The following is a 25,171-nucleotide window of genomic DNA, read 5'->3' as shown; positions in this document are numbered from 1 at the left end:
TGAATGGAGCGATTGTTATGGGACATCAATTAGCAAACGGACAATTGGAAGTCGATATAGCGGAAGTCGGTCGTTATCAAGGCACGCGTTTTGATCGGACCGGTTTCATTACCCAGGTCAAATTGACCGAAAGTGGTCACACATTCTGTGTTCATGAGTTTGCGGATGGGTTTAACCCTCAGGCCGGGTCCGGATTGTGCAACGAGTTTGGACTGCATGAGGGGATGGGTTATGCAAAGGCGGAAGTAGGTGGGTGGTTTCCCAAATTAGGAGTGGGCCTTCTCAAACGGGTCAGCGAGGACCCGTATCACTTTCAGTATTCGTATCCGGTGGAACCTTTCAATGTGGATATCACTTCGGATGACGTTAGCATTTCATATACGATGCATCCTAGGAACGTCAAAGGGTATGCGGCAAAACTCGTTAAGAAAATCTCGATTCAGAACACGGCGTTGACGATAGATTATGAGCTCTGCAACGAAGGAAGCCAGAGGATGGATACGGAGGAGTACATTCATAATTTCATAGGGATTAACGAAGAGCTGGTAGGACCAGAGTATAAACTGAAGTTACCGGTCCCTGTCCGCTTTACGGAGGTCGAATCGGATTATACCTCGGGTCTGCTATCTGTTCAGGATAACGAGGTAGGCTGGAATGCCAGACCGGACAAACCCTTTTATGGGAGAATGCAAGGCTTTAACGGCAGCGATTATCCTTATTCCTGGGAGCTAACGCACAGCGCCAGCAGGGCGGGAGTCAGGGAGATTAGTGATTTTCCGGTTGCGCATATGGCTCTGTGGGGGACTGGCCACGTTATATCGCCAGAAGTGTTTATTCGATTAAGCCTGGCACCCGGAGAAAAGAGATCCTGGATCAGAAAGTACCAATTCTTCTGTTGGTAGCGAGAATTCAATGTGAATAATTACACTTGAAGGTCTATGGGATTGTTGCTATGATTAGCGTTAATTAGCATTCATAGTAGAGAAAGGGTGGAGAGTCTTTTGAGCAAGAGAGCATACAATTTTAACGCAGGACCTGCTGCATTGCCGCTTGAAGTGTTGGAGCGCGCCCAGGCCGAATTCGTCAATTACGGGGATACCGGCATGTCGATTATGGAAATGTCTCATCGCGGTGCTGTATATGAAGCCGTTCATAACGAAGCGCAGGAGCGCTTGCTGTCCCTGCTGGGGAATCCATCCGGCTACAAGGTGTTGTTCATCCAAGGCGGTGCAAGCACGCAATTTGCCATGATTCCGATGAACTTCTTGGGACAAGGCCAGGTTGCGAACTATGTAATGACGGGAAGCTGGTCTGACAAGGCGATTAAAGAAGCCAAGCTGATCGGCGAAACTCATGTGGCAGCCTCCTCTGAGGGGAGCAAGTACATGGCTCTGCCTAGCCTTAGGGACATCAAGCTGTCGGATCATGCAGCTTATCTCCATCTGACTTCCAATGAAACGATTGAAGGCACACAGTTTAAGGAATTCCCGGATACCGGTTCGGTGCCGCTTATCTGTGATATGTCGAGCGATATCCTCAGCCGTCCGTTCGATTTGAACCAATTCGCGATGGTTTATGCGGGCGCTCAGAAGAACTTGGGGCCGTCCGGCGTTGCGGTTGTGATCGTCAGAGAGGATATGATTACAGATTCTCCTAAACATCTGCCGACTATGCTCCGTTACAATACGTATTTGAAAAATAACTCGCTGTACAACACGCCGCCGTCTTTCGGCATCTATATGATCAACGAAGTGTTGAAGTGGATTGAAGAGAAGGGCGGCCTGCAAGGCGTTCAAGAGATGAACCGCAAGAAAGCCGCACTCATCTATGATGCCATTGATCACAGCGAAGGCTTCTACCGCGGCTGCGTGAATGCAGAGGTACGTTCCGATATGAACATTACGTTCCGTCTTGCCTCTGAGGAGCTGGAGAAGGAATTCGTGAAGGCTTCGGAGCAAGCAGGCTTTGTCGGCCTGAAGGGTCATCGCAGCGTCGGCGGTTTGCGGGCTTCGGTATATAACGCCGTTCCGTATGAGAGCGCTCAGGCGCTGGTAGAATTTATGCAGCAGTTTAAGAAGAGCCACAGCTAAAATCATACAAGATTACACAATGATAACCTTCCGCCGGTTCGGCGGAAGGTTATTTCTGGATATCCCGGGAAATCGGGAAGGAATCGGTTATAATAAAAATAAAACAGAAGAAAAGGTGGACTTATCAACATGGCATTACACATCGTACTAGTCGAACCGGAAATTCCAGCCAATACGGGCAATATCGCCAGAACTTGCGCCGCAACGGGCACACATCTGCACCTGGTCCGTCCGCTCGGTTTTAATACAGACGACAAGACATTAAAGCGGGCCGGGCTGGATTACTGGTATGCCGTACATATTGAATATCACGATTCCTTTGAGGAGTTGCAGGCGCTCTATCCGGAAGGACGTTATTACTACGCCACGACGAAGGCTACCAAGCGTTACATGGACATTGAATATCAAGACGGGGATTTTTTGGTGTTTGGCAAAGAAACCAAGGGATTGCCGCCGGAGCTGCTAGCCGCGAATAGCGAGCATTGCATCCGCATGCCGATGACCGATAAGGTTCGTTCTTTGAATTTATCCAACTCTGCAGCGATTATGGTATATGAAGCACTGCGTCAATTGGATTTCCCGGGTATGGAATAAGTTTTTGCAAAACTTTGAGTTTTTTGGGGAATATCATCCAGTATACCTAGTTGATATTGAAAAAAACTAAGAAATTCTTAATTTCCAGCAGGATTCGACAACTTTTTATCGAACTATTATACTAGGCCCTTGTTATCAGTTCTGAACTGTGGTGTCAGAAATCACTTGTTGAAAATGAAAGAGGTGTACAATCGTTATGAAACCTGCTGGTGTTGTTCGTAAAGTTGATCAGCTGGGAAGAATCGTTCTGCCTAAGTCTCTACGCAAGAGATATCAAATGAACGAGGGGGATCCCGTAGAAATTCTTGTACAGGGGGACCATATTATATTGGAGCGCTATCGTCCGAAATGCGTCTTCTGTGGTTCTATGGACGGAGTTAGCGAGTTTAAAGAGCGCTATATCTGTTCACAATGCATGTCCGAAATGCAGCAGCTTCCGAAACATGCCTAGTACCTCAAATGAATTACCTTTTGTGCATCGCTAATGAGCGGTGCCTTTTTTGTTCCTCAAAAAAATAAAACTCCCCCGATATACGAGGGAGACGCCTTACAGGCCTTTGGTTTTATCATCATTGTATGCCGCGGTCCAAATGCCAACCATGTAAAGGGCGAATACGAGCATGACGATCCAAAATGTTAATGAGAACGACATTCTTGCCACCTCCTGCTAAGCTAACCTTATTATAACCACCTTGAGCCAAAAAATAAACGAGAATATGAGTGCCGATTCTATCATTTGAAAAATAAGAAGTGCGTGGGTACCGGGCGCAGATTTCCGTCCGACGGTTTGTTCACGACCCGGCCGTTTAGGATTAGGGATGCGGACCCGCCGCCATCGAGATTATAAGCGTCAATCACGCCCAAATTTTTAAGCTTGTTCTGCAGCTCTTGCAGCGTGGCTCCCGATTTGCCCTTCTCGTCATATCCTTCGGTAACCAGGATGAGCAACTGATCGTCCTTGTAATTGCCGATGACGGTACGCGGTGCCCGGCCAGGGGTCGTTCTCCATTTCTCGGGAATTGTTGTTTTACTGCCGTTTTGGAGCAGCACGGGTACAAAGGTAGCACCGAACATGGGATCGAGCCGGTCAAGCTCGCTCTGGCTGTAGAACTTGCCACCGATCAGCTTGCCGGATTTGCTCATGCCGACAAAGGCAAGATCCTTAAAGCTCGGTTGAAACCCTGAGACGTATTTGCCATCATAATAGGTTGTGCTCAGTGGATGTCTGCCCCCGTTCCCGTCAGCGTATCCACCGGCATTAATCCCTGCAACCGCACCATGCCGGCTTACGGCACGCATGGTGGTTTCTACGGACCCGGGCCTGCCGCTTTCGCTGCCTAGCGACATCTTCATCGCGGAAGGATCCTTCAATTTGACCTTCATCGCATATCCGTGATAAGTACCCGGGTTGATCTTGTATAACTCAATTCGAATCCGGTCACTGTTGACCGTTTCAATAGGGACACCCAGTTTGGTTGTGATCCGGCGATTATAGATTTGCTCCGGGCGTGAAGCTTGTGCTTCCGCTGATTGCAGAATGGTTCCTACCGTGGCGGTCGTTTGCCGATAGAGCTTGGCCGTTTTTTCAATGGAGGATATCGTCTGTTCCGCATAGACAGCGGCTTGATCCAAATCCTGTTTGATCACGGCAGACTGTTCCGATATGCTGCCGGATGGTATGTACTCCGCGGTTTCGTGCGACAGGTGCGGCGGTTCCGTAATTAACCACATACATAGCAGCATTCCGATAAAAGGTGCAATGGCCAGCATAAATGTACGGTTTAACTGCTTGGGACGGATATACTTCAGTGTTCTCACTTCAGCAGCTCCATCTTGCGTTCCAGCTCTTTCAGCTGTTTCTCAACTTGGCTTAGTTGACTGTACAGCTTGTTGCTGTTGTCCGTTTTGCCGCTAGCCTGATCCTTGGTAAAGGTCAGCAGCTCATTAAACGACTGAACCTTGCTCTGCATCTCGTCCATTTCCTGAACCAGCTCGTTAAACCTTTGGTCGTACTCCGCTTTGAATGCCGCCATCTCCTGGCGCGTATCCTGCTGCAGCTGCACCACGACTTGCTCTTTCAAGTGATTACTATATAGGTAGGCTGCGGTGGTACCCAGCCCGATGAGAACAATCCAAAATACCCAGAACCATTTGGTGGATGGCCCCTTTTGCTGCGTTTCCTCACGGGATTTATAGGGGGTATTGTGTTCCTGCTCCAACAATGGCATTTCATCACCCCTCAAAAACTATCATTTTTTCCAAATTTCATTCTAACATGTCAGGATTACTTTCGCAAAGACGAACTAATAGCACTTGTTTTTATGAAAAATAGATTGCCTAGAAAGATAGAGTGGGATACAATTTGTATAGATTTGATTATCAAACAGGATACATATAAGACATTCGCCATGCATACCGTCAAAGGCCCTGCGCCTATAGGATTAATTAACCTTATTTCTACATGAATGACAGCTCCGAATTGCGTCTATCCATATCTGCAAACAACGGAGATTCGCAATACCGGATATGTAAGAAATTGACGGCGCTTACTTAATAGAGATACTAGAGATTCAAGTTTGCTGATACAGGAGGTCTATTAGAAAATGAATCAGGTTTGGCGGGTAGTTATCGTCGGCAGTCAACCTACAAGCATGCTGGGAACAAAATTGATTTTGGAAGAGCAGCAGGATCTGCTCGTTGAGGGAATGACATCCTTGGATTCAGAAGGGCTTCGAATGGTCGGGGATTTGCTTCCTGACTTGGTACTATTGGATTATCATTTGTCGGAACATACCTCGGAAGCCGTATTGGAGCAGATAAAGCAGCTGTCCCCTAAGACCCATGTCGTCATTATGACCGACAATGATGGCCTTCCGTTGCTGCAATCCTTGATCAGCCGCGGTGCAAGCGGCCTATTGTCCAAACAGGCATCCACCTTTCAGCTCATACATATGATTACAGGACTCCGGGAAGGCGTTGCCTCGCTGCCGCTCGACTGGGTAAGGCAAGGCATCTGGCCGTTAACGGCCTCTGCAATGAATGAAGGTGGACTCCAGCTCTCCGAGACGGAGGCTTTTATAATGGAACGGATCGTCCAGGGCATTACATACGATAAAATCGCCATGGAAATTCAGGTAAGCCGCCGCTCAATTGACAATTACCTCCGCAAAATCTATGTGAAGCTGGGGGTATCCACTCGTGCGCAGGCGATCGAGAAATATGCTCTCTACACCCGCCAAGGCCGGCAAATTTATGCCTAATGCAGGATTAAGGTTATAATATATAAATATCAGGAATACCTTTTAGAGGTTGTTAAGAGGCTCCTGAATACAAAACCGAGGTTTTGATAACGGTTAGAGGAGGGACTTCCATGCAGTTTTCCTTTGCTTCCCGTGCACAGACCCTTTTGTCATCCCCGCTGCGCGATATCAGGGAACTTGCGAAGCGGGATTCTTTTATTTCCTTGGCAGAAGAGCTGCCGGCTGAAGAATTATTTCCTTTGCATTCACTGGCAGAAGCGGCGACATCGGTGCTCTCCGAGGACCCGCTCGCCTTGCAGTACGGTGAGGCAGAAGGGTATGGGCCGCTGCGCGAGTGGCTGAGCGAGGACTTTTCCCGCCGTAAAGGGCTGAGTGTCCTGCCTCAGCATATTTTGCTGACAACGGGCACCCAGCAGGCCATCGATTTGCTGGTCAGGGTGTATGTGGACCCGGGCGACCCGGTACTGGTGGAGAATCCAACTTCACCAGGACTGCTCCAGGTGCTGCGCCTCCAAGGTGCCGTCATCGTGCCTGTGGAGGGAGATCAAGACGGGATGCTGCCGGAGCACCTGGAGACCATGATTCGGCAGCACAAGCCGAAGCTGCTTATGGCTGCGCCCAATTTTACCAATCCGACAGGCGTGATGTGGAGTTTGGAACGGCGTAAGCAGGTGCTGGAGCTGTGTATCTCACACGAACTTCTTATTGTGGAGGATGATTCTTACGGTGATCTTTATTTTGCGGATCCCAAGAATCCGAAGCCCCGAATTCCTTCCATCTTCTCACTTGAGGAGCCGCAGGGAGGACATGTTCTGTATGTGGGCTCGTTCAGTAAAACCGTTGCGCCAGCGCTGCGTACGGGATGGGCTGCCGGGAACCGGCGCTTGATTGAGATGATGACGGCCGTGAAGCAGATGGCCGACTGGCAATCCAGCATGCTGAACCAGCGGATGCTGCACCATCTGCTGGAATCGAAGCATTTTAAGCTGGAAGATCATATCGGCATGCTTAATCGGGAATACGCAACGAGGCTCAAGCTGATGGTGGAACTGCTGAAACGCAGCGCGTGGAAGGAGTCGAAGTATGCAGTGCCTCCCGGGGGGATGTTTCTCTGGGTACGGTTACCTCCGGGATTGAATGGGGATGCACTCCTAAGAGCTACTCTATTAAAAGGAGCCGCTTTCCTGCCAGGCTCGATGTGCTCGGCAGCTGATCATACCCGTGAGTGTATCCGGCTGAATTTTACGCATCCGGGGCGGGATGAGCTGCTGCTCGGTATGAATCTCATCAGCGAGGCCGTAATGGAATTTACAGCCCGGAATTAGACATGGAAGGTTTCTTTTTACGAATCGTGTATAACATAACAAAGCTGCTGATGGAGCCTGATTTCAGGTTCGGAAGAGAATCAGCAGCTTTTTTTCATGGGCGAATATTTACTTGTTCGAAGGTCTGCATCCAGAATTTATGATTTCAATACGGTAGCATAGTCTGCCAGGGCCTGTACGCCTGCTGGTGTGAGCACGTAGCGTCCGCGGCTCACCCGACGGAACCAGCCGTAGTAATTGCGCTGCAGAATGTCAGCCGCTGATCCAACGCCGCTTCGATCCCGCACAGCTGCGGGAGAAATACCAGGCAGTATCGCAGGGGCAGTTCCTTCTTGAAGCTCATGCCCCTCCTGAGATTCACGCGAGCTCCGCTGCTCCACTTCCGCCGCATTCATGGCAGCAGCCACGCGCAGCGTCTTCTCGCGATAAGCGGTAACCAGCTTGGCTCTCGTTACCCCACCTGTATTGTAATCGCCGCTGCGCTCACGGAATTCATACAACAGGCGTTCCTTGCGCCTGATGGCTGTCCTTCCCTTCTGTACCGCCATTTCCGGCTCACAGAGCACCTCGATGAAGGGCGCTTTGGTTTTGTAGAAGGTGACCGTAATGAGTCCCAATCCCAATCGTCCGCAAAGCCCCGTCAGATCCGCCCAGCGCTGATTGACCGCTCCTTTCTTCGCCCGGCTCTTCTCGACGGCCAGGTAAACGTAAGGTGTCAGCTTCAACCGCTCGATGCCTTGGAGCAGAAGGGCCAGATTGAATGTTTTTTTCAGCTCCACGATCAGCGGTTCATCGGCGCCCTCTTTCATACCGACCAGATCGCAATTGCGTACCTCGCCTTTCACTTCATATCCGTTCAATTCAAAAAAGGCCTTCAGGGGAGCGTACAGCTCGGCTTCATGCTTTATCGCCATGATGACTCTCCTTTTATTCGAAAGATGCTTTAATGTCAAGTTAATGTAATTTCAGTATAGCATGGGGACGGCTCGCGTGGCGTACCTGAGTGTAGAATGGACCGGTGGTTAGATAAATTGCATGCGCATGACTTCGAAAATAAGGTCAACTATTCCAAGCAAGTCGCATAGGTATGTAATACACTTTTTCGAAAATGGAATGTTTTCTAATGACGCTGTGGAATGGAAGCCAATCCCCATAAACAGACTCATAGGAGGTAGCGAAATGGATATTTTCGAACGCATAGCATCATATCGGGCAGAAGGCGACCGTTTGGCGTGGAGCGGCACATTCAGGGAATACATTGAAATACTTAAGAAGGATCCCTCTCCAGCCATGACGGCACATGCCCGTGTATATGACATGATCGAATCCTACGGTTTCGAAGAGAGCGGGGGTCAGAAAAAATATAAGTTTTTTGAACAGGAAATCTTCGGTCTCGACCGAGCTGTTGAGAAACTCGTTGAGGAATATTTCCATTCCGCGGCCCGCAGACTGGATGTACGCAAACGCATACTGCTGCTTATGGGGCCCGTCAGCGGCGGGAAATCCACGCTGGTCACGCTGCTGAAGCGCGGCCTGGAGAAGCATTCCCGTACCGATCGGGGGGCTATATATGCGATATCCGGCTGCCCGATGCAGGAGGAGCCGCTGCATCTGATTCCACTGGAGCTAAGACCCGAAATCGAGAAGGAGCTTGGCGTCCGGATCGAGGGCAATTTGTGCCCGGCCTGCCAACTTCGCCTCAAGACCGAATACGGCGGAGATATCGAACAGGTTGAAGTCGAGCGGGTGTTAATCTCCGAGGAGAACCGCGTCGGCATCGGCACATTCAGCCCGTCCGATCCCAAGTCGCAGGATATTGCCGATTTAACCGGCAGCATCGATTTCTCCACCATCACGGAATACGGCTCGGAATCGGATCCGCGGGCCTATCGCTTTGACGGCGAGTTAAACAAAGCGAACCGCGGTTTGATGGAATTCCAGGAGATGCTGAAATGCGACGAGAAATTTCTGTGGAATTTGCTCTCCCTGACCCAGGAAGGGAACTTTAAAGCGGGCCGGTTTGCGCTAATTAGCGCCGATGAGCTGATTGTGGCCCACACCAACGAATCCGAGTATAAAGCATTTATCGCGAATAAGAAAAATGAGGCGCTGCAATCGCGGATGATTGTCATGCCGATTCCGTATAACCTGAGAGTTAGCGACGAGGAGAAGATCTACTCGAAGCTGATCGGCCAAAGCGATATGAAGCATATTCACATCGCGCCGCACGCGCTTCGTTCTGCCGCGATATTCTCCGTTTTGACGCGTCTGAAGGAAACGAAGAAGCAAGGGATGGATCTGATCAAGAAGATGCGGATGTACGATGGGGTGGAAGTCGAAGGGTATAAAGAAGCGGACCTGAAAGAGATGCAGAATGAATATTTGGAAGAAGGCATGTCCGGGATTGATCCGCGATATGTCATTAACCGGATATCCAGTGCTTTGATTAAGCAGGATCTTCAGTGCATTAACGCGCTGGATATGCTGCGGGCGATCAAGGATGGGCTGGATCAGCATGCTTCGATTGCCAAGGAGGAGCGGGAGCGCTATCTGAATTTTATTGCCGCCGCACGCAAGGAGTATGATGATCTGGCGAAGAAGGAAGTCCAGAAGGCCTTTGTGTATTCCTTCGAGGAGTCTGCCAAGACGCTGTTCGAGAATTATTTGGATAACATCGAAGCATTCTGCAACTGGACGAAAATTCGCGATCCGTTAACGGATGAAGAGATGGATCCGGACGAAAGATTGATGCGTTCGATCGAGGAGCAGATCGGCGTCTCGGAAAACGCGAAGAAGGCTTTTCGGGAAGAGATCATGATTCGCATCTCGGCTTATTCCCGGAAGGGCAAAAAGTTCGAGTATCACAATCATGAACGCCTGCGCGAGGCGATTGAGAAAAAGCTGTTCACTGACCTGAAGGATATCGTCAAGATTACAACCTCGACCAAAACGCCGGATGCCGTGCAGTTGAAACGGATCAACGAGGTTAGCTCCAGACTGATCGAGGAGCATGGATATTGCCCGGTATGTGCGAACGAGCTGCTGCGTTATGTGGGCAGTCTATTGAATCGGTAATACCGGATAGAATAATGGAATGCTATGAGAAGCCACCCAAGAAGTTAGGGTGGTTTCTCATGCTTCGGGATGAAATAGCCCGGTTAGGAGGTGCAAATATACACATAATTAGGACTTTAGCATTATGTTTAGGTGGTAAATATAGTCTATAATGGACCCTAAGTACTTGAACCTGTGAGATGGATCACGTTATTTAGGAGTGGATTTTTCGAAATGATTGATGTTTCCCCGAAAAGACGCCAACAGTTGGAGTATATCGGATTGGATGAACAAGGGTTGGAACTGCTGGCTAAACATCGTGATGTGTTTGCGAAGGTGGTTGAAGAGGTCGTTAACCGGTTTTACGCGCAGATCGGGACGCAGCCGCAGCTGATGCAGATTATCGAGCGTACCTCGACTGTGGAACGGCTTAAGGAGACTCAGCGGGTATATTGGATGTCACTTGCGGCAGGGAGAGTGGATGATGCTTATATTGCCGAACGGATTAAGATCGGACAAGTTCACTCCAGAATCGGCCTGAAAACAGACTATTACCTTGGAAGTTACATGGTTTATCTGGACATCGCCACCGATTTACTGAAGCAAATCGTACCGGATCAGTGGATCCAAGTGGTGCATGCGCTGAGCAAGATGTTTAATTTAGACTCCCAGCTCGTCCTGGAAGCTTACGAAATGAAAGAGAAAGAGAAGATCAGCAATTTGGTATCGGATCAACAAAGAATGTTGGAAGCGATTACAAATGCAGTTCAAGAATTGACTGCCATGATCGTGGAGCTGGATCAAAGCGCGGCGTTAATGGCTGACAATGCAATCAAAACGGCAGAGGCACAGGATAAAGCGCATACTCTGACTTCCGAGCTGGGCGAGGAAATTCTGCATATTGAGCAGATGGGCAGCTTGATCAGGGAAATCTCGGATCAGAGCCACTTGCTCGGTCTGAATGCGGCAATTGAGGCTGCTCATGCCGGGGAATTAGGCAGAGGTTTCGAGGTGGTTGCCGGGGAAGTCCGAAAGCTGGCCACCAACTCCAAGAAGGCGATGGATGAGATTCAGGACAAGGTTAGCGGCATTATTCGCAAGCTGGGCCTTGTGGAGCAGGAATCGGAAAAAACGTCCATGAACGCACGTAATCAGGCGGCAAGCTCGCAGGAATTGGCTGCTTTTGTGAAAATGATGGAAAAGCTGGCCGATGATTTGGAATCGCTTCAACATGAATATGATGTTCAGAAGCACGATGTCCAAGAGGGAACCGAATCCGAGAAGGTAAGCGTATAACAGGGACCTAAGAAGCGAATAGATTAAGGATATCTGTAAACAACAGCAGCACCCGCGTTGAGGAGAATTCCCTCATGTGCGGGTGCTGTTTGTTATATGGCGCCATATTGTCCTTCAAGCATTGCGTTGTTAAATAAATCGCCGATGGAGCTTCTTGCCGTCGTAGGAGAACAGGATCGGTTTGCCCTCGATCATGCTGTGCAGATGCACGGGTTTGCCCCAGAGCCGGTAAACATAGGGGATGGTGCGTTCCATATACTTCAGGTCAAGCTCAATACCTTCGTACAGATGCTTGATCATCAGCTCGCCGGAGCGGAGATGATCGCCATCGGTCACCACGAGAAACGGGGAGCCGCCGTTTACGCGGGAGACGACCAGTTGGTCGCGGATATGTTCCCACGCCTTGTCGGTGATTTTCCACTCTGGACCTTTTTTCTCAAAGACATACAGGTCCAGATCCTCCACCAATTCCTTTGTCAAATAATTGCGCAGGAAAGAGATATCGGAGTCGTATTCGCGGACATCAAACATCTTCTCCCGATCCCAGCGGCGTTCGATATCCTCGAAGATCTTCAGTCCAAGGTAGTAGGGGTTCAGGCTGTGGCGCGACGGCTGCACGACCGAGGCATTAAGCTTGGCGAATTCCACCGTTTCCTCGCTGGTTAGGTCCATCTCCCGCAGAATGCGCTGGTGCCAGTACGAAGCCCAGCCCTCGTTCATGATTTTGGTTTCCATCTGCGGCCAGAAGTACAGCATCTCCTCCCGCAGCATGCTCATAATGTCTCGCTGCCAATCCTCCAGAATGTCGGAGTGCTCCTGAATGAACCACATGATGTCTTTCTCCGGCTCGGGCGGGAAGCGTTTGGGTGACGCCGGCAATTTGTCGGCTTTGTCTTCACCGTCTTCGTCCATATCCCATAAATCGTCGTACCGGCCGGGAGGCTTCTGCCGCTTGGCTTCCTCCTTCTGCGCCTGCATCCGCCGTGCGGTGTACCGCTGCTTATCAAGTTTATCCGGTCTTATGATATGGGGATCCACATGCTCTTGAATCGCTAGCACGGCGTCAATAAACTGCTCAACCGCCTCCGTGCCATGTTCGATCTCATAACGGGAGATGCGCTCGGCTGTAGCCGACATGCTCTCGACCATATTACGGTTGGAGACGGAGAAGCGGGCGTTGTTTTTAAAGAAATCGCAGTGTGCAAGGACATGGGCGACTATGAGTTTATTCTGAATCAGGGAGTTGCCGTCCAGGAGAAACGCATAACACGGATTGGAGTTGATCACGAGCTCGTAGATTTTGCTAAGGCCGAAGTCGTACTGCATCTTCATTTTATTAAAGGTTTTTCCGAAGCTCCAGTGGCTGAACCGGGTTGGCATGCCGTAGGCACCGAAGGTGTATATGATGTCTGCCGGGCAGATCTCATATCGCATAGGGTAAAAATCAAGGCCAAAGCCTGTAGCGATCTCGGTAATCTCCGCAATGGAACGTTCCAGTTCCGCGATCTCGTCTTGGTGCACGAGAATCCCCCCTTCGTTATTAAAAACATGGTTCTTATCATTTATATGGAATCTTGGTGCAGATATGCGGGCTGAAGAGGGAATCCGTGAACGGATGATGGCAAACGCACAGGCTAGCCTTAGGTCAAAAAGTGCCTCATCTCGATCCACAGTCGTAGCAATCTGCCAGGCTATGTAATGATGCCCCTTAGAAAGCTTTGCGTTATAATGGGATTAATCCAGTGGTTGGCAAACTTCTCCATTTATTAACCGATGGATAATAAAATGAGGTCAGGGAGGCAAATGAATGATCGAATTTCCTAAACCCGATGTGGAGCAATTTTTTCAAACGTATGGCATTCGTACCTTCGGAATCAGCGCAGACGAGTCACGGCTCGTGTTCAGCAGCAGCCTGAACGGAAAGTTTAATTTATGGGCCATGGAGTTAGAAGGAGAGACGTCCTACCCTTATCCGCTTACATACAATGATCAGATCGCAAGCTTTATCAAGCTGGACCCGGAAGGGCGACATATCTTAACGGCGTTTGACCGTGACGGGAATGAAAACTATCAGTTTCATGCGCTGCCCTGGAATGGTGGCGAACCAATGCCTCTGTTCGAAGGTGCTGATGCGGATGACAAACATTATTTCGTTCATCTGTCAGAGGACGGCAAGCGCTTATATTACGCCACGTCGAAAGACAATCCATCCTTCCTGAACTCGCGCGTATACCATCTGGATACCAAAGCGGATCAACTGCTGCTTGAGGGCCGGGATACATCAACGAATATATGTGCCGTCAGTCCCGACGAGAAAACCATCGCGTATACCCAAATGTATGCCAACACCTACTATGTCAGTTACGTGAAGCGTGAAGGCGAAGAGCCGTTGTGCTTGACGCCTTCCCCTGAACAGGTGCATATTTCAGGCGATGTGCTGTTCGCCAGCAATGACCAGGTCATATTTGCAACGGATTACGAATCGGAATTTTCATATGTAGCCACTTACGACATTGCTCAGCAGAAGTTTGAACCGCTGTGCCGCATTGACCGGGAGAGCATCCAGCTCTTGCGCTATCATAAGGATTCACGGACGCTTTACATCGTCACGGAAAAAGGGGTGGAGGATCGACTGTATGCCTATTCGCTAGACAGTGGTGAGCTAACCGCCATTCCTCTTCCATCGGACATCGTGGAGCAGCTGAACGTGACGAAATCCGGCAATCTGTACCTGCTGGCCCGCGGAGCCGTGAAGCCGCTTAACATTTACCGGTATGCGAATGGCGCATGGAGCATGATCACGAAGAATGTCCTGACCGGATTAACCGACGAGGACATGGTGACGCCTGAGGTCGTAACGTATCCCTCTTTTGACGGCATGGAGATCGAAGCCCTCCTGTTCCGTGCCAAAGACCACGTGGCGAACGGTTATACGGTATTTTGGCCGCATGGCGGCCCGCAAGCCTCGGAACGCAAGCAGTTCCGTTCGATGTTCCAGTATATCCTGGCCAAAGGGTATCACATCTTCTGCCCGAACTTCCGGGGAAGCACGGGTTACGGCAGCTCCTTCGTGAAATTGGTGGAGCAGGATTGGGGCGAGGGACCGCGTAAGGACTGCTTGGCAGGCATGGATTGGCTGTTCGAGCAAGGCATATCGAGCCGTGAGAAACTCTTCGTGATGGGCGGAAGCTACGGCGGTTATATGACTCTGCTGCTGGCAGGGCGTAATCCGGAGTATTTCAAAGCGGCCATTGATATTGTCGGGGTCAGCAACCTGTTTACTTTCTACAACTCGGTACCTGAGCACTGGAAGCCGATTATGGAGCGCTGGATAGGCGATCCGGAACGGGATAAAGAACGCTTTATCAAGGATTCGCCGATTACGTACCTGGATGATATGGTGAACCCGATGCTGATCATCCAAGGGGCTAACGATCCGCGTGTCGTCAAAGAGGAATCTGACCAAATCGTCGAAGCCTTGAGAGCGAAGGGCCGTGACGTGGAATATCTTGTTTTCGAAGACGAGGGGCATGGCATTACGAAGAAGGCCAACGAAAAAATCGCTTATGCCCGGATGGTCGAATTCCTGAAGCGCAATCAGTAAGAGTCGTATGAAAAAAGAGGCGTACCCAAGGTCCATTCGGACTCTGAGGTACGCCTCTTTCTCTTTTAGTTATCTATAGGATCGCTCGGATTCCAGAGCTTGATTCCATCGTCCTCCAGGATGCCCAAGGTCACATCCGAGATGTTCGGATCCTGGGTCAGCAGGGCGTTGATTCTCATTTTGGAATGGCCTGCTTCGGCCAGGGTCATCCCTTTTTTCAGTTCAATGTAGGCCTCCACATGATAGTTGCGCCCTTCCTGCAGGATGCGAAGACGATTGATGTCGCGGACATCCGGATCGCCGAGAATGATCTGGGAGATCTTCTCTTCCACTTCATTCGGAGCGGCGACCCCGATTAAGCCGACCATATTGTCATATCCGACCTTAAAGGCAACGCCTACCATCAGACAGCCGATCAGGATTGTGGCGATTCCATCCAGGATGAGGAAGTTAAAGAAATATGCGAATATAATGGCAACCAGAGCAAAGAGGGCGCCGAGTGTAGCCACGATGTCTTCATAGAACACAAGCCGTGTAGGCGGGGCAGCACGGCCGGCATTTTTGAAAGCGGCGGGCAGCAGGGTAAGGCCGGATGCTTGAACACGGGTTTCCTTCATAATTTCTTTCATGGCTTTAACCAGTATGGAACCGTCAATGATAACGGCAATGGCCAGCACAATAAAATTAAGCCAGAAATTCGTGGCTTCTTCCGGATGGTTTAACAGCTTGAAACCTTTCAGTATCGTTTCGTAGGCCATGATGGTAACCACGATCACCGCGACCATGCAAACCAGATTTATGACCCTGCCGAATCCGGTGGGGAACTTCTTGGTCGGCTTCCGCTCGGCGAGCACGCTGCCTACGAATACAAACCCCTGGTTTACGGCATCGGCCACGGAATGCATGGCGGAGGCAAACATCGTGCCGCTGCCGCTAACAGACGCCGCAATCCCCTTGATTATGGCCAGTCCCGTGTTGCCCAGTGCCGCTATCGCGGATGAGGTGTTTCCTTTCTTAATGAGCTGCCATGTGTTCTTCAATCCAAACCCTCCGTCTATAATGTCAATTTCCATTAAATCTGAAGTATATATTATCATATCATGCCAAATTAAGGGTATCCCCTATCCTCCACACATGAATCATGATGACATAAATATTGCTTAACGTGTTTTTGGTTTCATTATCATAATTTACTCATATCTTCATTTCTTACCCAATACATTAAGAATATAGTGGAAAATAAAGGGATGTATGTTAGCGAAACGGTTGGTATGGTCTTCAGTAAGATGTGGCGAATCGAGTTACCCCTTGATAACAAAGCGTAAACAGCCTTGCAGCAAAGTGAAAAAACATAAGGAGGAAATGTTATGAAAGCGTTAACAAGTCCGGAGGCAGCGAAAGGCAAGGCAAACGAGGAATGGGGCCTGATTATATGCTCCAGATGTGATGAAATGGTGGACACGATTCCAACCGACGGAGTGAAGATCATTTATGGATTTTGCGGTAAAGGAGAATGCAAAGGTACAGACCCTCAAGATTAAACAATTGATAATGGTTAGATGAAAAGTAAATACAAACACAAAGCATGCTTATGGGGGAGGAAACTTTCCTGAAGCATGCTTTTTTAGTGGATTTATAACTTTTTTTGATGGGCATCAAAAAAATGATTAATACCTAATTACGTATTTTTGGACGAAAATATGTTGCATATATATTATATATGACGTATTATATCGGCAAGTAGAGGAAATGCACGCAGGAGGGATCACTATCGAACTGACGACAAGGCAGCAGGATATCGTCGATATCGTAAAAAAACATGCACCGATTACAGGAGATCAGATTGCGGAGATGCTGAATGTCAGCCGAGCCACCCTTCGTACCGATTTATCCAAACTGGTTGTTCTGGATTATATTGATGCCAAGCCAAAGGTAGGGTACTTCCTGGGAAAGCGGGGTACGCGCGACCGGGAGGAGAAGTTTCGCCTGCTAAAAATGAAGGTTGGCGATCTGCACGGTGTTCCGGTTATTGTGCGTGAGACCACGACGATTCATGAAGCCGTTGTATCCTTGTTTCTGGAGAACGTGGGGAATCTGATCGTTACCGATGCCGACGGCCATCTGGCCGGGATTGTGTCCCGCAAGGATTTGCTTAAGGTAACGCTTGGCAACCCAACGGCATCCTCCATGCCGGTAAGCCTGATTATGACCCGCCGGGCTAACGTGACAACTGTGCAGCCGGAAGATACGGTGCTGGATGCCGCGCGAAAAATCATTAATCATCAAATCGATAGCCTGCCAGTTGTTGTACCATCCACCACGGGGAATCCGGGGGAACACTGGAAGGTTGTGGGTCGGATTACAAAAACGAATATTATCAAAATGCTGCTCGACATGGTAGCCGAGGAATAATGGGAGGAATCGGATGAATCAGGCATTAACACATTTCATAGCAATCTGTTCGGACTCCATTGGGGAGACGGCTGAAGCGGTTGTGCAAGCTACGTTACGCCAGTTCGAGCTTCCGAATACAGAGATTAAACGTTATATGAACGTTCGCGACGAGGATGAATTGACCGAATTGATGGAGGAGGTGGCGCGGCGCGGAGGCTTTGTGGCTTACACGCTCGTGCAGCCGGAGCTTCGCGAGGTAATGCGGGAGGAAGCCGTGCGACTCAACATTCGTACGGTGGATATTATGGGGCCGATGATGCAGGCATTTGCCGATACGTTCAACGACTATCCCAAACGGCTGCCGGGGCTGCTGCATCGCTTGGACGACAGCTATTTCCGGAGGGTCGACGCGATGGAATTCGCTGTCCAATATGACGATGGCAAGGACGTTAGCGCCATTTTGAAGGCGGACATCATATTGCTGGGCGTATCCCGAATATCCAAGACGCCGCTATCGATGTTTCTCGCTCATAAAGGCTACAAAACGGTCAATTTCCCGATCGTACCGGAGATGTCGCCCCCTTCACAGCTTAGAGAAGTAACGGACGGCACGATTATCGGACTTACGATCGAACCGAAGCATCTGCTTAAAATCCGCAGCGAGCGCTTAAAGGTCATGGGATTGCCGCATCAGGTGCAATATGCATCCCTTGAGCGGATACAAGAAGAACTGGATTATGCGTTGTCGCTGTATGCGGAGCTCGGATGTCCCGTCATCGATGTTACTGACAAGGCGATTGAGGAAACCGCAGGACTGATTACGAATTATTTGAAATAAGCTGCATCGGTAATGAAAAAAGCTAAAAGGAGGGATTCATTCATGGAGAGTTCATTAGCATTGGAGCTTGTAAGAGTGACGGAGGAAGCGGCGCTGCAATCCGCCCGGTGGACAGGAAGAGGTGACAAGAACAGTGCTGATGAAGCCGCGACGGTTGCCATGCGCAAGCATTTTGATTCCGCAGCGATGGATGGGGTCGTTGTCATAGGAGAAGGTGAGATGGATGAAGCGCCCATGCTGTATATTGGAGAGCGCGTAGGGAACCGCAAAGGTCCGAAGATGGACGTAGCGGTGGATCCGCTCGAAGGAACGGAAACGGTGGCCAGCGGGCTGAACAACGCGTTGTCCGTGATTGCGGCAGCTCCCCGCGGAACCCTTCTGCATGCACCCGATATTTACATGCATAAGCTCGCGGTTGGACCCGAGCTTGCGGGCAAGCTGAGTTTGAATGATCCAATTGAGGTAACCCTTCGAAAAGCATCGGAGATCTTATCAAAGCCGCTGTCGGAGATGACGGTATCCATTCTCGATCGTGAGCGACACAGCGCGATGATTAAGGCTTTGCGAGAGTCCGGGGTAAGGATTAAATTGTTGAGTCACGGAGATGTCATGGGAGCGATCGAGACCTGCACCGACAGTGAAGTCGATCTCTATGTGGGCTCCGGAGGGGCTCCGGAAGGCGTTCTCGCTGCCGCCGCTTTGAAATGCCTGGGCGGAGAAATTCAGGGACGGCTTATACCGGAGACACCGGAGGATTTTATTAGATGCCAGGACATGGGGCTGAAACATCCGGAGCAGCTACTGACGATGGAGGATATGGTAGGGCGCGAAGGCGTATTATTCGTGGCTACCGGCGTGACAGCTGGCGATTTCCTGCGCGGCGTGAAGTATATGCCAGGTCAGCGGGCCGAAACGCATTCCGTCATGATGTACTCCGGCACGAGAACCGTCCGTTATATCCGCAGCGTTCATCATCTGTTTCACAGCAGTGAAACCTTAGCTGCTGCTGCCTCTTCTTGATGCTTACGCAGGGCATCCATAGCATAAAGGCACTCCAAAGGTTAACCAACCTTCGGAGTGCCTTTATGCGTTGTTAACAGTTTGGCGCAGCGGATGCTTAACCGTGTCTCTTCCGTCCGAGCATCAGCCAAGCTCCGCCAAGCACAAGCAGCACGGCGATGACAGGCTGCACGACGGACAGGTAATTCAGCACGGGTCCGATTGAGAATACCACGAAGAACAGCAGCGACAATACGGTCAGAATGTTAATTGGGATGAGCAGCCACTTGTTACGCGATCCGAACCAGTAGAACTCGAACAGCCCTGCCGCAACAGCCAGAATAAAGCCGGGCCACATGGAACCCCACGAGTCAAACAAGGAAGCGATTTGGCTGACAATACCAGCTGTGAGCAGAATGCCGCCCGGTATCAACAGTCCGATACCCTGTCGTCCAACCAGCGAGAAGTACATCCAGTGAAAAAACAGGCCTAACGGGATCACGAACAAGGTAGGCCAGAATGTGGCGAAGATGGAACCGGCGCCTACCGATCCGCCTTGGTTTAAGAGCAAGTATGCGCCGAGCAGGATGAGCAGCGGTGCCAAGATTGTACGTTTTGTCATACAAACTTCGTTCCTTTCCTTTTGTAGATTGATTAATCCAAGAATACCATGTTATGGATGGGGATGTCCTCGGTCCTTCGGGGAATGTTTATCCTAGACTTTAGTCTAGGATGACATGTTTAGCCAATAGGCAGCCCGTTTAATAAGGCACTAAGTGCCCGATAGGCAGGCCTGACTACAGAAAAAACAGTCCTGCAGCAGAGCGTTATAAAGCAGGACTGTCTTTTTCGGATGATAAATATTATGAAGGCCTCTTGGTATACATGAGACCGACGGTTTGAGGACCGCAGTGGCTGCAAATGACGCAACCCGCCGTAGAAATGCTAACCTGCCGTGCGCCTGTTTTCTCCTGCAGCTGCTTCTGCAGGAAGCGGGCTTCCTCTTCGGCCATGGTATGTACAACTACAATCAGATCATTGTCCATTTTGTCCACTTGAGCCAGCGCATTTTGGATCATCTGCTCCAGTGCCTTCTCTTTTTTGCCGCGTACCTTGTAAGCGGGGATCATGCCGCCGTCCACGACTTTGATAACGGGGCGGATTTTCAGCAGGCTGCCGATGATGTTTTGCATGCCGGAACAGCGTCCGCCTTTATACAAGTAATCCAGCGTATCGACAACGAATTCGCACTCCACTTCATTTACCGTACGGCTTAATAGCTCCACAATTTGCGGTATGGATAAACCTTCATTGGCCGCGTGAACAGCCTTCATGACAAGCAGTCCGATGCCGGAGGAAAGATTGCGTGAATCAAACACGGCAACCCGGCCCTCGGGCAGCTCACCTGCGGCGATCAACGCATTTTGGTAGGTGGAAGAAAGCTCTGAAGAAATGCTGAGGAACAGGATATCCTCGCCTTGTTCAATGGAAGGCGTGAAGGCCGCAATGAAGTCAGACGGAGAAGGTGCCGCTGTTTTGGGCAGGCTGCCGATCTGGTCGACTTTGGCGTATAGCTGTTCCGGCGTAATGTCGACTCCGTCGCGCAAGGATTGTTCTCCGAATACGACGTAAAGCGGAACGATGCCGATATTATATTCTTCTATCCATGAAGGTGGTAAGTCGCAAGTACTGTCAGCAAAAATTCTAATTTTACCAGACATGAACATCTCCCTTTATCAACTAATTGAATCTTGTATTACTAGAATACCTTGTTTGATGGGAAAAGGGAATGCTCTTGTCGTTTTGGGGCGGGTACTGTGAGCATACGCCAAAAAGGCGATGATTGTGCAACATATTCCATAAGTTTCCCGTTAATCATAATGGAGGTGGTTTTATGGCTAAGCGAAGGCATTTGAGCAAAATGATCGCATTAACGACCGCTGCAATGCTGCTGATGGCGATAACGGCATGCGGAGGTGAAGACCCAACTTCTCAGCCGCCGGCTAATCCAAATCCAATAGAGGATAATGTCAAGGAACCGGTTGAACCCGTCGAAGAGCCGAAGTACGAGATTAAGCAGGGAACTGGTACCTATGTAGGTCAAATTGATAACAATTCCGTTGAAATTGAAACAGCAGATGGCCCTACCGCGTTCCGTCTGGGCGTTGGTATGGACCAAGTGATATCCAAGCTTCAGGGAGATGAGTCCGTCTCGTATGAGTATTGGGAGCAGCCCATTGAGGGCGAAGAGGAATTGAAACAACTGATCCTCACCAAGCTGACGGTGGAAGAGGGAGGCGGGGGCACGGGTTCAGAGAACGCGCAGCTGCCAGCAACCCAAAATTTTGAACTTGAGCTGGAGGGCATGAAAGAGACCAAGACAGCTAAACTGGCCAAGGGTGATGGCTACGCGCTGTATATATTTGATATCTTTTCCTTTGATGCAAAGACCAACAAACTGACCATGAATGTGGATCCAGATTATTATGTCGAGATAACGAAGCTGCCTTCGGATTATAACGAGGATGAACTCAAGCGGGAAGCGGAGAAAGAGCTTGCCGAGGTAGGTAAAGTTCGTGAGGCTGGCAACAATGAGAAGCATAAGGGCATGGAGGATGCGTCCGTGTATATGATAGGCGAAGGTGAGAGCCTAACCCAGATGTACATTGTGGATGAGATTGACGGACAGGGCTATATTTTCCGCGTCAATAACCCTCACCGTGAACCTTCCGAAGGATTTGCCACGCATGCCTTTACATCCTTGAGCTCGATCGTTAATCAATAATGCGCATAAAAACAGCCTCGGCTGTTTGGCCATAAGGCTAAGCAGCGAGGCTGTTTTTGTTGTTTATATCGGATGGGAGCATCTATTGTTGCTTGGACGTCTCCAAATATTGCTTAATGAAGCGCAATGCATTTGCGTCACGTTCCGTGCCTTCACGAATGCCCGCAAACATTTCTTTCTTAAGGACAGGCAGTTCTTCGCCAAGCGGGCTGCCCATAATATCAACGGCATACACATGCTCCGAACCGTCTTCCTCATTTTTCCCCTTTATCAGCATCTCCGGCGTGAGCATTTCCTTTAGCTCGCCTTCAACCTCTGCTTCGAGCGGACGTACCATCCCTTGATTGCCCACCCAATCAAAGGCAGTCTGATCCATAATGTACAGGTCCGGGCGCTCGGTGGACAGTACAAGCAGTGCCTTTTGCAGCATGGCTGCATCCTGCGGATTGTTGGAATCCAGAGGCGGTACATAGTTAATGTTAACGGTTACGCGTTTCCAATCGGGGAATTGCGCCAGAATCGCGTCTTCGATCGGTTTGAGGTCCTGTCCACCATCCTGATTCATATAAGATCCGAGGAACATGACTTCCAGATCAACCGGGGGCAGATTGGCTAACCGTTCTTTCTCGGCCTGATGGTTGAAAATGCTGATCACGATATAAATGAGTACGCCGACTAGAGCAATACCGCCGAGCACATGAAATTTATAATAACGGAAGAAATGATCGGTTTTTTCCGCTGTCCCGGCAAACCTTTTATATTTGCCGTACCGTTTCTGATTCATCTCTTCCAAAGCTTTACGGTTTTCTTCTTCAAGGATGAATTTATAGGCTTTGGTGATTTCGGCAAACTCGGCTTCGAACTCCTCCGCCCGGTCCGGCTCCCGCCTTTGATGTGAGCGGGTTTGGCGCATGAGCAGCGTATACCGGTCGTCGAGCTGTTCCTTGGTTGCATCCTCCGGTAGACCCATTCGCTCATAGGCTTCTTTCAATTGGTCCATTCATGTCACCTCTTCTATACTGTGAGAGTTTCCTATTTACCAGTATATAGTGTAGAGGCTGCAGGTTACAAACGTTTATGTGATGTTTCGACACTTGCCGGCTTGATAATGGGTAAACTGTCATGAACAAGCAAAAAATGGCGAATGAAAATGATGCGATATGGTAAATGATTTATGGATTTACTGAATGATTATGAATGATTTTGAAAGTTTTAGATTGTTTTTTGGAATAGTTATGGTACTATATGCAATGAGGAGGGGATTCATTATGCTGACGGAAGAAAGATACCGAATCATTTTAGAGCGCTTGCAAGAACGCGGCGTCGTGAAGTTGCAGGAATTGGTTGAACTCCTTGAAGCTTCGGAATCAACAGTAAGGCGTGACTTGATCGACCTTGAAGAACGTCAATTATTAAAGCGCATTCATGGCGGAGCGGCTTTGCCGAGCCCTAAGATACAGGAACCTGGAATTGAGGAAAAAACGTTCAAAAACATTCAACAAAAAAATGTCGTTGCTCGTTTAGCGGCCGCACAGGTGGAGGATGGAGAAAGCATTTACCTGGATGCGGGAACGACCACGCTGGCGATGATACCGTTCATCGACGCGAAGGACGTCACGGTTGTTACAAACGGTTTATCCCACATCGAAGCGCTGGTAAGCAAGCGAATCAAAAGCTATCTACTGGGCGGCATGATGAAAATTCATACCAAAGCCGTCATCGGAAGCATTGCGCTGCAAAATATGGACAACTTCCGTTTTGACCGCTGCTTTTTGGGCACGAACGGTGTGGATGTAGAAATGGGCTACACCACGCCGGATCCGGAAGAAGCCTTGATTAAGCGGCGAGCCCACCAGCTGTCCGCCTCCAGTTATGTCCTTGCGGATTCCAGCAAAATAGGTGAGGTTTCCTTCGCTAAATTGCTGGATCTGAACGAAGCGACGCTAATTACAGAGCCCTTGCCGGAATCATGGAAGAAGGCCATTTCACAGAAAACCAAAATAATTGAGGGATCATGATGATATATACGGTAACACTGAATCCTTCCATTGATTACATCGTGGAAGTTGAGCATATCGAGCTTGGCGGATTGAACAGAATGAGCCGGGACATGAAGTTTCCGGGGGGGAAAGGGATTAATGTATCGCGGGTGCTGAACCAGCTTGGAGCTGATAATACGGCCATCGGTTTCCTGGGCGGATTCACCGGCTGTTATATAGACGAGATGCTGGGCAAGGAAGGAATTCGGACTGATTTCGTAAATATCGCGGACGATACTCGCATCAACGTCAAACTTAAGCATGGCGACGAGACCGAGATCAACGGTCTGGGTCCTATCATCCGCGAGGAAGAAACGAAAGAGCTGCTTCATAAGCTGTCACAGCTTCAAGCAGGGGATATCGTTGTGTTGTCCGGCAGCGTTCCGCCTTCGCTAGGTCCTGACTTCTATGGCCGTCTTATCGAAGCGTGCCGGAAGAGCGGCGCCGAATTCGTGATGGACACCACCGGCGAGGCGCTGATGAAGGCTTTGGCTTGGAAGCCGCTCCTCGTGAAGCCGAATCATCACGAACTGGCCGAGTTATTCGGCGTTGTTATTGACTCAAGCGAGAAGCTTGTGGAGTATGGCCGAAAGCTGCTTGAGGAAGGAGCGCAGCATGTCCTTATCTCCATGGCAGGCGAAGGGGCGCTGTTTATCACGACTGATCGGGTATATCATGCCAACGTACCGTCAGGTACAGTCCGTAATTCTGTTGGGGCCGGCGATTCGATGATTGCCGGATTCGTCGGTACGCTTGCGATGGGCAAGGATCCGATCGAGGCATTCCGGACAGGGGTCGCCTCGGGAAGCGCGACGGCGTTCTCGGACGATTTGGCTGTGCGGGAAACGATTGATCGACTTCTTCCGCAGGTTAGGATCACGGAATGGTAAGCT

The 25,171-nt window shown here is 49.8% G+C and carries 24 protein-coding genes; 16 read left to right on the top strand and 8 right to left on the bottom strand.

The window, feature by feature from the left end; translation table 11 throughout:
* Positions 1–17: 17 nt before the first annotated feature.
* The 4 genes from MKY48_RS26430 (at position 18) to MKY48_RS26415 (ending at position 3,135) form a co-directional block, all read left to right on the top strand.
* Complete coding sequence (locus MKY48_RS26430) at positions 18–902, top strand: hypothetical protein (RefSeq protein ID WP_339291657.1); 885 nt, start codon at positions 18–20, stop codon at positions 900–902.
* A gap of 99 nt (positions 903–1,001) precedes the next feature.
* Entirely contained in the window at positions 1,002–2,090 is a 1,089-nt protein-coding gene (serC, locus tag MKY48_RS26425; RefSeq protein ID WP_339291656.1) for a 3-phosphoserine/phosphohydroxythreonine transaminase, read from the top strand.
* 129 nt (positions 2,091–2,219) lie between these two features.
* On the top strand, positions 2,220–2,684 hold the full coding sequence (gene trmL / locus MKY48_RS26420) for a tRNA (uridine(34)/cytosine(34)/5-carboxymethylaminomethyluridine(34)-2'-O)-methyltransferase TrmL (RefSeq protein ID WP_076324455.1): 465 nt from the start codon (positions 2,220–2,222) through the stop codon (positions 2,682–2,684).
* A gap of 196 nt (positions 2,685–2,880) precedes the next feature.
* Positions 2,881–3,135 carry an AbrB/MazE/SpoVT family DNA-binding domain-containing protein gene (locus tag MKY48_RS26415; protein WP_009595823.1) on the top strand — a complete coding sequence of 85 codons (255 nt, stop codon included), beginning with the start codon at positions 2,881–2,883 and terminating at the stop codon, positions 3,133–3,135.
* A gap of 281 nt (positions 3,136–3,416) precedes the next feature.
* Here the strand turns inward: MKY48_RS26415 and MKY48_RS26410 are convergent, their stop codons facing one another.
* The gene (locus tag MKY48_RS26410) at positions 3,417–4,502 is read right to left on the bottom strand and encodes a phosphodiester glycosidase family protein (protein WP_339267445.1); all 1,086 of its coding nucleotides are present in this window, start codon (positions 4,500–4,502) and stop codon (positions 3,417–3,419) included.
* Positions 4,499–4,912, bottom strand: a complete 414-nt coding sequence (locus tag MKY48_RS26405; protein WP_339291655.1) for a hypothetical protein — start codon at positions 4,910–4,912, stop codon at positions 4,499–4,501. The genes MKY48_RS26410 and MKY48_RS26405 overlap by 4 nt, the downstream gene beginning before the upstream one ends.
* Positions 4,913–5,287: 375 nt before the next feature.
* On the opposite strand from MKY48_RS26405, the gene MKY48_RS26400 reads away from it, so the two are divergent.
* The gene (locus MKY48_RS26400) at positions 5,288–5,944 is read left to right on the top strand and encodes a response regulator (RefSeq protein ID WP_339291654.1); all 657 of its coding nucleotides are present in this window, start codon (positions 5,288–5,290) and stop codon (positions 5,942–5,944) included.
* Positions 5,945–6,054: 110 nt separating this feature from the next.
* The gene (locus MKY48_RS26395; protein ID WP_339291653.1) at positions 6,055–7,269 is read left to right on the top strand and encodes a PLP-dependent aminotransferase family protein; all 1,215 of its coding nucleotides are present in this window, start codon (positions 6,055–6,057) and stop codon (positions 7,267–7,269) included.
* A 137-nt stretch (positions 7,270–7,406) separates the two neighbouring features.
* Here MKY48_RS26395 and MKY48_RS26390 read toward each other — a convergent pair whose 3' ends face one another.
* Complete coding sequence (locus MKY48_RS26390) at positions 7,407–8,183, bottom strand: DUF2161 family putative PD-(D/E)XK-type phosphodiesterase (RefSeq protein WP_339291652.1); 777 nt, start codon at positions 8,181–8,183, stop codon at positions 7,407–7,409.
* 265 nt (positions 8,184–8,448) lie between these two features.
* On the opposite strand from MKY48_RS26390, the gene MKY48_RS26385 reads away from it, so the two are divergent.
* Together MKY48_RS26385 and MKY48_RS26380 are read left to right on the top strand one after the other, a co-directional pair.
* Positions 8,449–10,344, top strand: a complete 1,896-nt coding sequence (locus MKY48_RS26385; RefSeq protein ID WP_076324448.1) for a PrkA family serine protein kinase — start codon at positions 8,449–8,451, stop codon at positions 10,342–10,344.
* A gap of 213 nt (positions 10,345–10,557) precedes the next feature.
* Positions 10,558–11,619, top strand: coding sequence for a globin-coupled sensor protein (locus MKY48_RS26380; protein ID WP_339291651.1), 1,062 nt, complete (start codon positions 10,558–10,560; stop codon positions 11,617–11,619).
* Between the two features lie 129 nt (positions 11,620–11,748).
* Here the strand turns inward: MKY48_RS26380 and MKY48_RS26375 are convergent, their stop codons facing one another.
* Positions 11,749–13,140 carry a SpoVR family protein gene (locus MKY48_RS26375; protein ID WP_076324446.1) on the bottom strand — a complete coding sequence of 464 codons (1,392 nt, stop codon included), beginning with the start codon at positions 13,138–13,140 and terminating at the stop codon, positions 11,749–11,751.
* Between the two features lie 286 nt (positions 13,141–13,426).
* Here MKY48_RS26375 and MKY48_RS26370 point away from each other — a divergent pair, with 286 nt between their 5' ends.
* Positions 13,427–15,223 carry a S9 family peptidase gene (locus MKY48_RS26370; RefSeq protein WP_339291650.1) on the top strand — a complete coding sequence of 599 codons (1,797 nt, stop codon included), beginning with the start codon at positions 13,427–13,429 and terminating at the stop codon, positions 15,221–15,223.
* A 65-nt stretch (positions 15,224–15,288) separates the two neighbouring features.
* Here MKY48_RS26370 and MKY48_RS26365 read toward each other — a convergent pair whose 3' ends face one another.
* Positions 15,289–16,263, bottom strand: a complete 975-nt coding sequence (locus MKY48_RS26365) for a cation diffusion facilitator family transporter (RefSeq protein ID WP_339291649.1) — start codon at positions 16,261–16,263, stop codon at positions 15,289–15,291.
* Between the two features lie 327 nt (positions 16,264–16,590).
* Between MKY48_RS26365 and MKY48_RS26360 the strand changes: the two genes are divergently transcribed.
* From MKY48_RS26360 to glpX, 4 genes are all read left to right on the top strand, one after another.
* The gene (locus tag MKY48_RS26360; protein ID WP_076324443.1) at positions 16,591–16,764 is read left to right on the top strand and encodes a GapA-binding peptide SR1P; all 174 of its coding nucleotides are present in this window, start codon (positions 16,591–16,593) and stop codon (positions 16,762–16,764) included.
* A 208-nt stretch (positions 16,765–16,972) separates the two neighbouring features.
* The gene (locus MKY48_RS26355) at positions 16,973–17,635 is read left to right on the top strand and encodes a helix-turn-helix transcriptional regulator (RefSeq protein ID WP_009595798.1); all 663 of its coding nucleotides are present in this window, start codon (positions 16,973–16,975) and stop codon (positions 17,633–17,635) included.
* A 13-nt stretch (positions 17,636–17,648) separates the two neighbouring features.
* Positions 17,649–18,455 (top strand): pyruvate, water dikinase regulatory protein, encoded by an 807-nt coding sequence (locus MKY48_RS26350; protein WP_076324442.1) that lies wholly within the window; start codon positions 17,649–17,651, stop codon positions 18,453–18,455.
* Positions 18,456–18,497: 42 nt separating this feature from the next.
* Positions 18,498–19,475 (top strand): class II fructose-bisphosphatase, encoded by a 978-nt coding sequence (gene glpX, locus MKY48_RS26345; protein WP_339291648.1) that lies wholly within the window; start codon positions 18,498–18,500, stop codon positions 19,473–19,475.
* Positions 19,476–19,572: 97 nt separating this feature from the next.
* Here the strand turns inward: glpX and MKY48_RS26340 are convergent, their stop codons facing one another.
* Positions 19,573–20,076 (bottom strand): hypothetical protein, encoded by a 504-nt coding sequence (locus MKY48_RS26340; protein WP_076324440.1) that lies wholly within the window; start codon positions 20,074–20,076, stop codon positions 19,573–19,575.
* Positions 20,077–20,317: 241 nt separating this feature from the next.
* The gene (locus MKY48_RS26335; RefSeq protein WP_339267425.1) at positions 20,318–21,175 is read right to left on the bottom strand and encodes a DegV family protein; all 858 of its coding nucleotides are present in this window, start codon (positions 21,173–21,175) and stop codon (positions 20,318–20,320) included.
* Positions 21,176–21,348: 173 nt separating this feature from the next.
* On the opposite strand from MKY48_RS26335, the gene MKY48_RS26330 reads away from it, so the two are divergent.
* Entirely contained in the window at positions 21,349–22,239 is an 891-nt protein-coding gene (locus MKY48_RS26330; RefSeq protein WP_339291647.1) for a hypothetical protein, read from the top strand.
* A gap of 82 nt (positions 22,240–22,321) precedes the next feature.
* Here the strand turns inward: MKY48_RS26330 and MKY48_RS26325 are convergent, their stop codons facing one another.
* Positions 22,322–23,239 (bottom strand): J domain-containing protein, encoded by a 918-nt coding sequence (locus MKY48_RS26325; protein WP_339291646.1) that lies wholly within the window; start codon positions 23,237–23,239, stop codon positions 22,322–22,324.
* 268 nt (positions 23,240–23,507) lie between these two features.
* Here MKY48_RS26325 and MKY48_RS26320 point away from each other — a divergent pair, with 268 nt between their 5' ends.
* Complete coding sequence (locus tag MKY48_RS26320) at positions 23,508–24,257, top strand: DeoR/GlpR family DNA-binding transcription regulator (RefSeq protein ID WP_076324436.1); 750 nt, start codon at positions 23,508–23,510, stop codon at positions 24,255–24,257.
* Positions 24,257–25,168, top strand: a complete 912-nt coding sequence (gene pfkB, locus MKY48_RS26315) for a 1-phosphofructokinase (RefSeq protein ID WP_339291645.1) — start codon at positions 24,257–24,259, stop codon at positions 25,166–25,168. The genes MKY48_RS26320 and pfkB overlap by 1 nt, the downstream gene beginning before the upstream one ends.
* The last annotated feature ends 3 nt before the right edge of the window (positions 25,169–25,171 follow it).

Origin of the sequence: Paenibacillus sp. FSL W8-0187, from assembly GCF_037969755.1 — a bacterium.
In the GTDB taxonomy this organism is placed as follows: Bacteria; Bacillota; Bacilli; order Paenibacillales; family Paenibacillaceae; genus Paenibacillus_AQ.
Note: the sequence above shows the minus strand (reverse complement) of the source record. Positions and strands in the feature narration are given on the sequence as shown.

Bases quoted from the DNA above. Each gene is read 5' to 3' on its own strand.
- MKY48_RS26430 (WP_339291657.1), top strand. From the start codon at position 18: ATGGGACATCAATTAGCAAACGGACAATTGGAAGTCGATATAGCGGAA.
- trmL (WP_076324455.1), top strand. From the start codon at position 2,220: ATGGCATTACACATCGTACTAGTCGAACCGGAAATTCCAGCCAATACG.
- MKY48_RS26415 (WP_009595823.1), top strand. From the start codon at position 2,881: ATGAAACCTGCTGGTGTTGTTCGTAAAGTTGATCAGCTGGGAAGAATC.
- MKY48_RS26405 (WP_339291655.1), bottom strand. From the start codon at position 4,912: ATGCCATTGTTGGAGCAGGAACACAATACCCCCTATAAATCCCGTGAG.
- MKY48_RS26400 (WP_339291654.1), top strand. From the start codon at position 5,288: ATGAATCAGGTTTGGCGGGTAGTTATCGTCGGCAGTCAACCTACAAGC.
- MKY48_RS26395 (WP_339291653.1), top strand. From the start codon at position 6,055: ATGCAGTTTTCCTTTGCTTCCCGTGCACAGACCCTTTTGTCATCCCCG.
- MKY48_RS26390 (WP_339291652.1), bottom strand. From the start codon at position 8,183: ATGGCGATAAAGCATGAAGCCGAGCTGTACGCTCCCCTGAAGGCCTTT.
- MKY48_RS26385 (WP_076324448.1), top strand. From the start codon at position 8,449: ATGGATATTTTCGAACGCATAGCATCATATCGGGCAGAAGGCGACCGT.
- MKY48_RS26380 (WP_339291651.1), top strand. From the start codon at position 10,558: ATGATTGATGTTTCCCCGAAAAGACGCCAACAGTTGGAGTATATCGGA.
- MKY48_RS26370 (WP_339291650.1), top strand. From the start codon at position 13,427: ATGATCGAATTTCCTAAACCCGATGTGGAGCAATTTTTTCAAACGTAT.
- MKY48_RS26360 (WP_076324443.1), top strand. From the start codon at position 16,591: ATGAAAGCGTTAACAAGTCCGGAGGCAGCGAAAGGCAAGGCAAACGAG.
- MKY48_RS26355 (WP_009595798.1), top strand. From the start codon at position 16,973: ATGCACGCAGGAGGGATCACTATCGAACTGACGACAAGGCAGCAGGAT.
- MKY48_RS26350 (WP_076324442.1), top strand. From the start codon at position 17,649: ATGAATCAGGCATTAACACATTTCATAGCAATCTGTTCGGACTCCATT.
- glpX (WP_339291648.1), top strand. From the start codon at position 18,498: ATGGAGAGTTCATTAGCATTGGAGCTTGTAAGAGTGACGGAGGAAGCG.
- MKY48_RS26340 (WP_076324440.1), bottom strand. From the start codon at position 20,076: ATGACAAAACGTACAATCTTGGCACCGCTGCTCATCCTGCTCGGCGCA.
- MKY48_RS26335 (WP_339267425.1), bottom strand. From the start codon at position 21,175: ATGTCTGGTAAAATTAGAATTTTTGCTGACAGTACTTGCGACTTACCA.
- MKY48_RS26330 (WP_339291647.1), top strand. From the start codon at position 21,349: ATGGCTAAGCGAAGGCATTTGAGCAAAATGATCGCATTAACGACCGCT.
- MKY48_RS26325 (WP_339291646.1), bottom strand. From the start codon at position 23,239: ATGGACCAATTGAAAGAAGCCTATGAGCGAATGGGTCTACCGGAGGAT.
- MKY48_RS26320 (WP_076324436.1), top strand. From the start codon at position 23,508: ATGCTGACGGAAGAAAGATACCGAATCATTTTAGAGCGCTTGCAAGAA.
- pfkB (WP_339291645.1), top strand. From the start codon at position 24,257: ATGATATATACGGTAACACTGAATCCTTCCATTGATTACATCGTGGAA.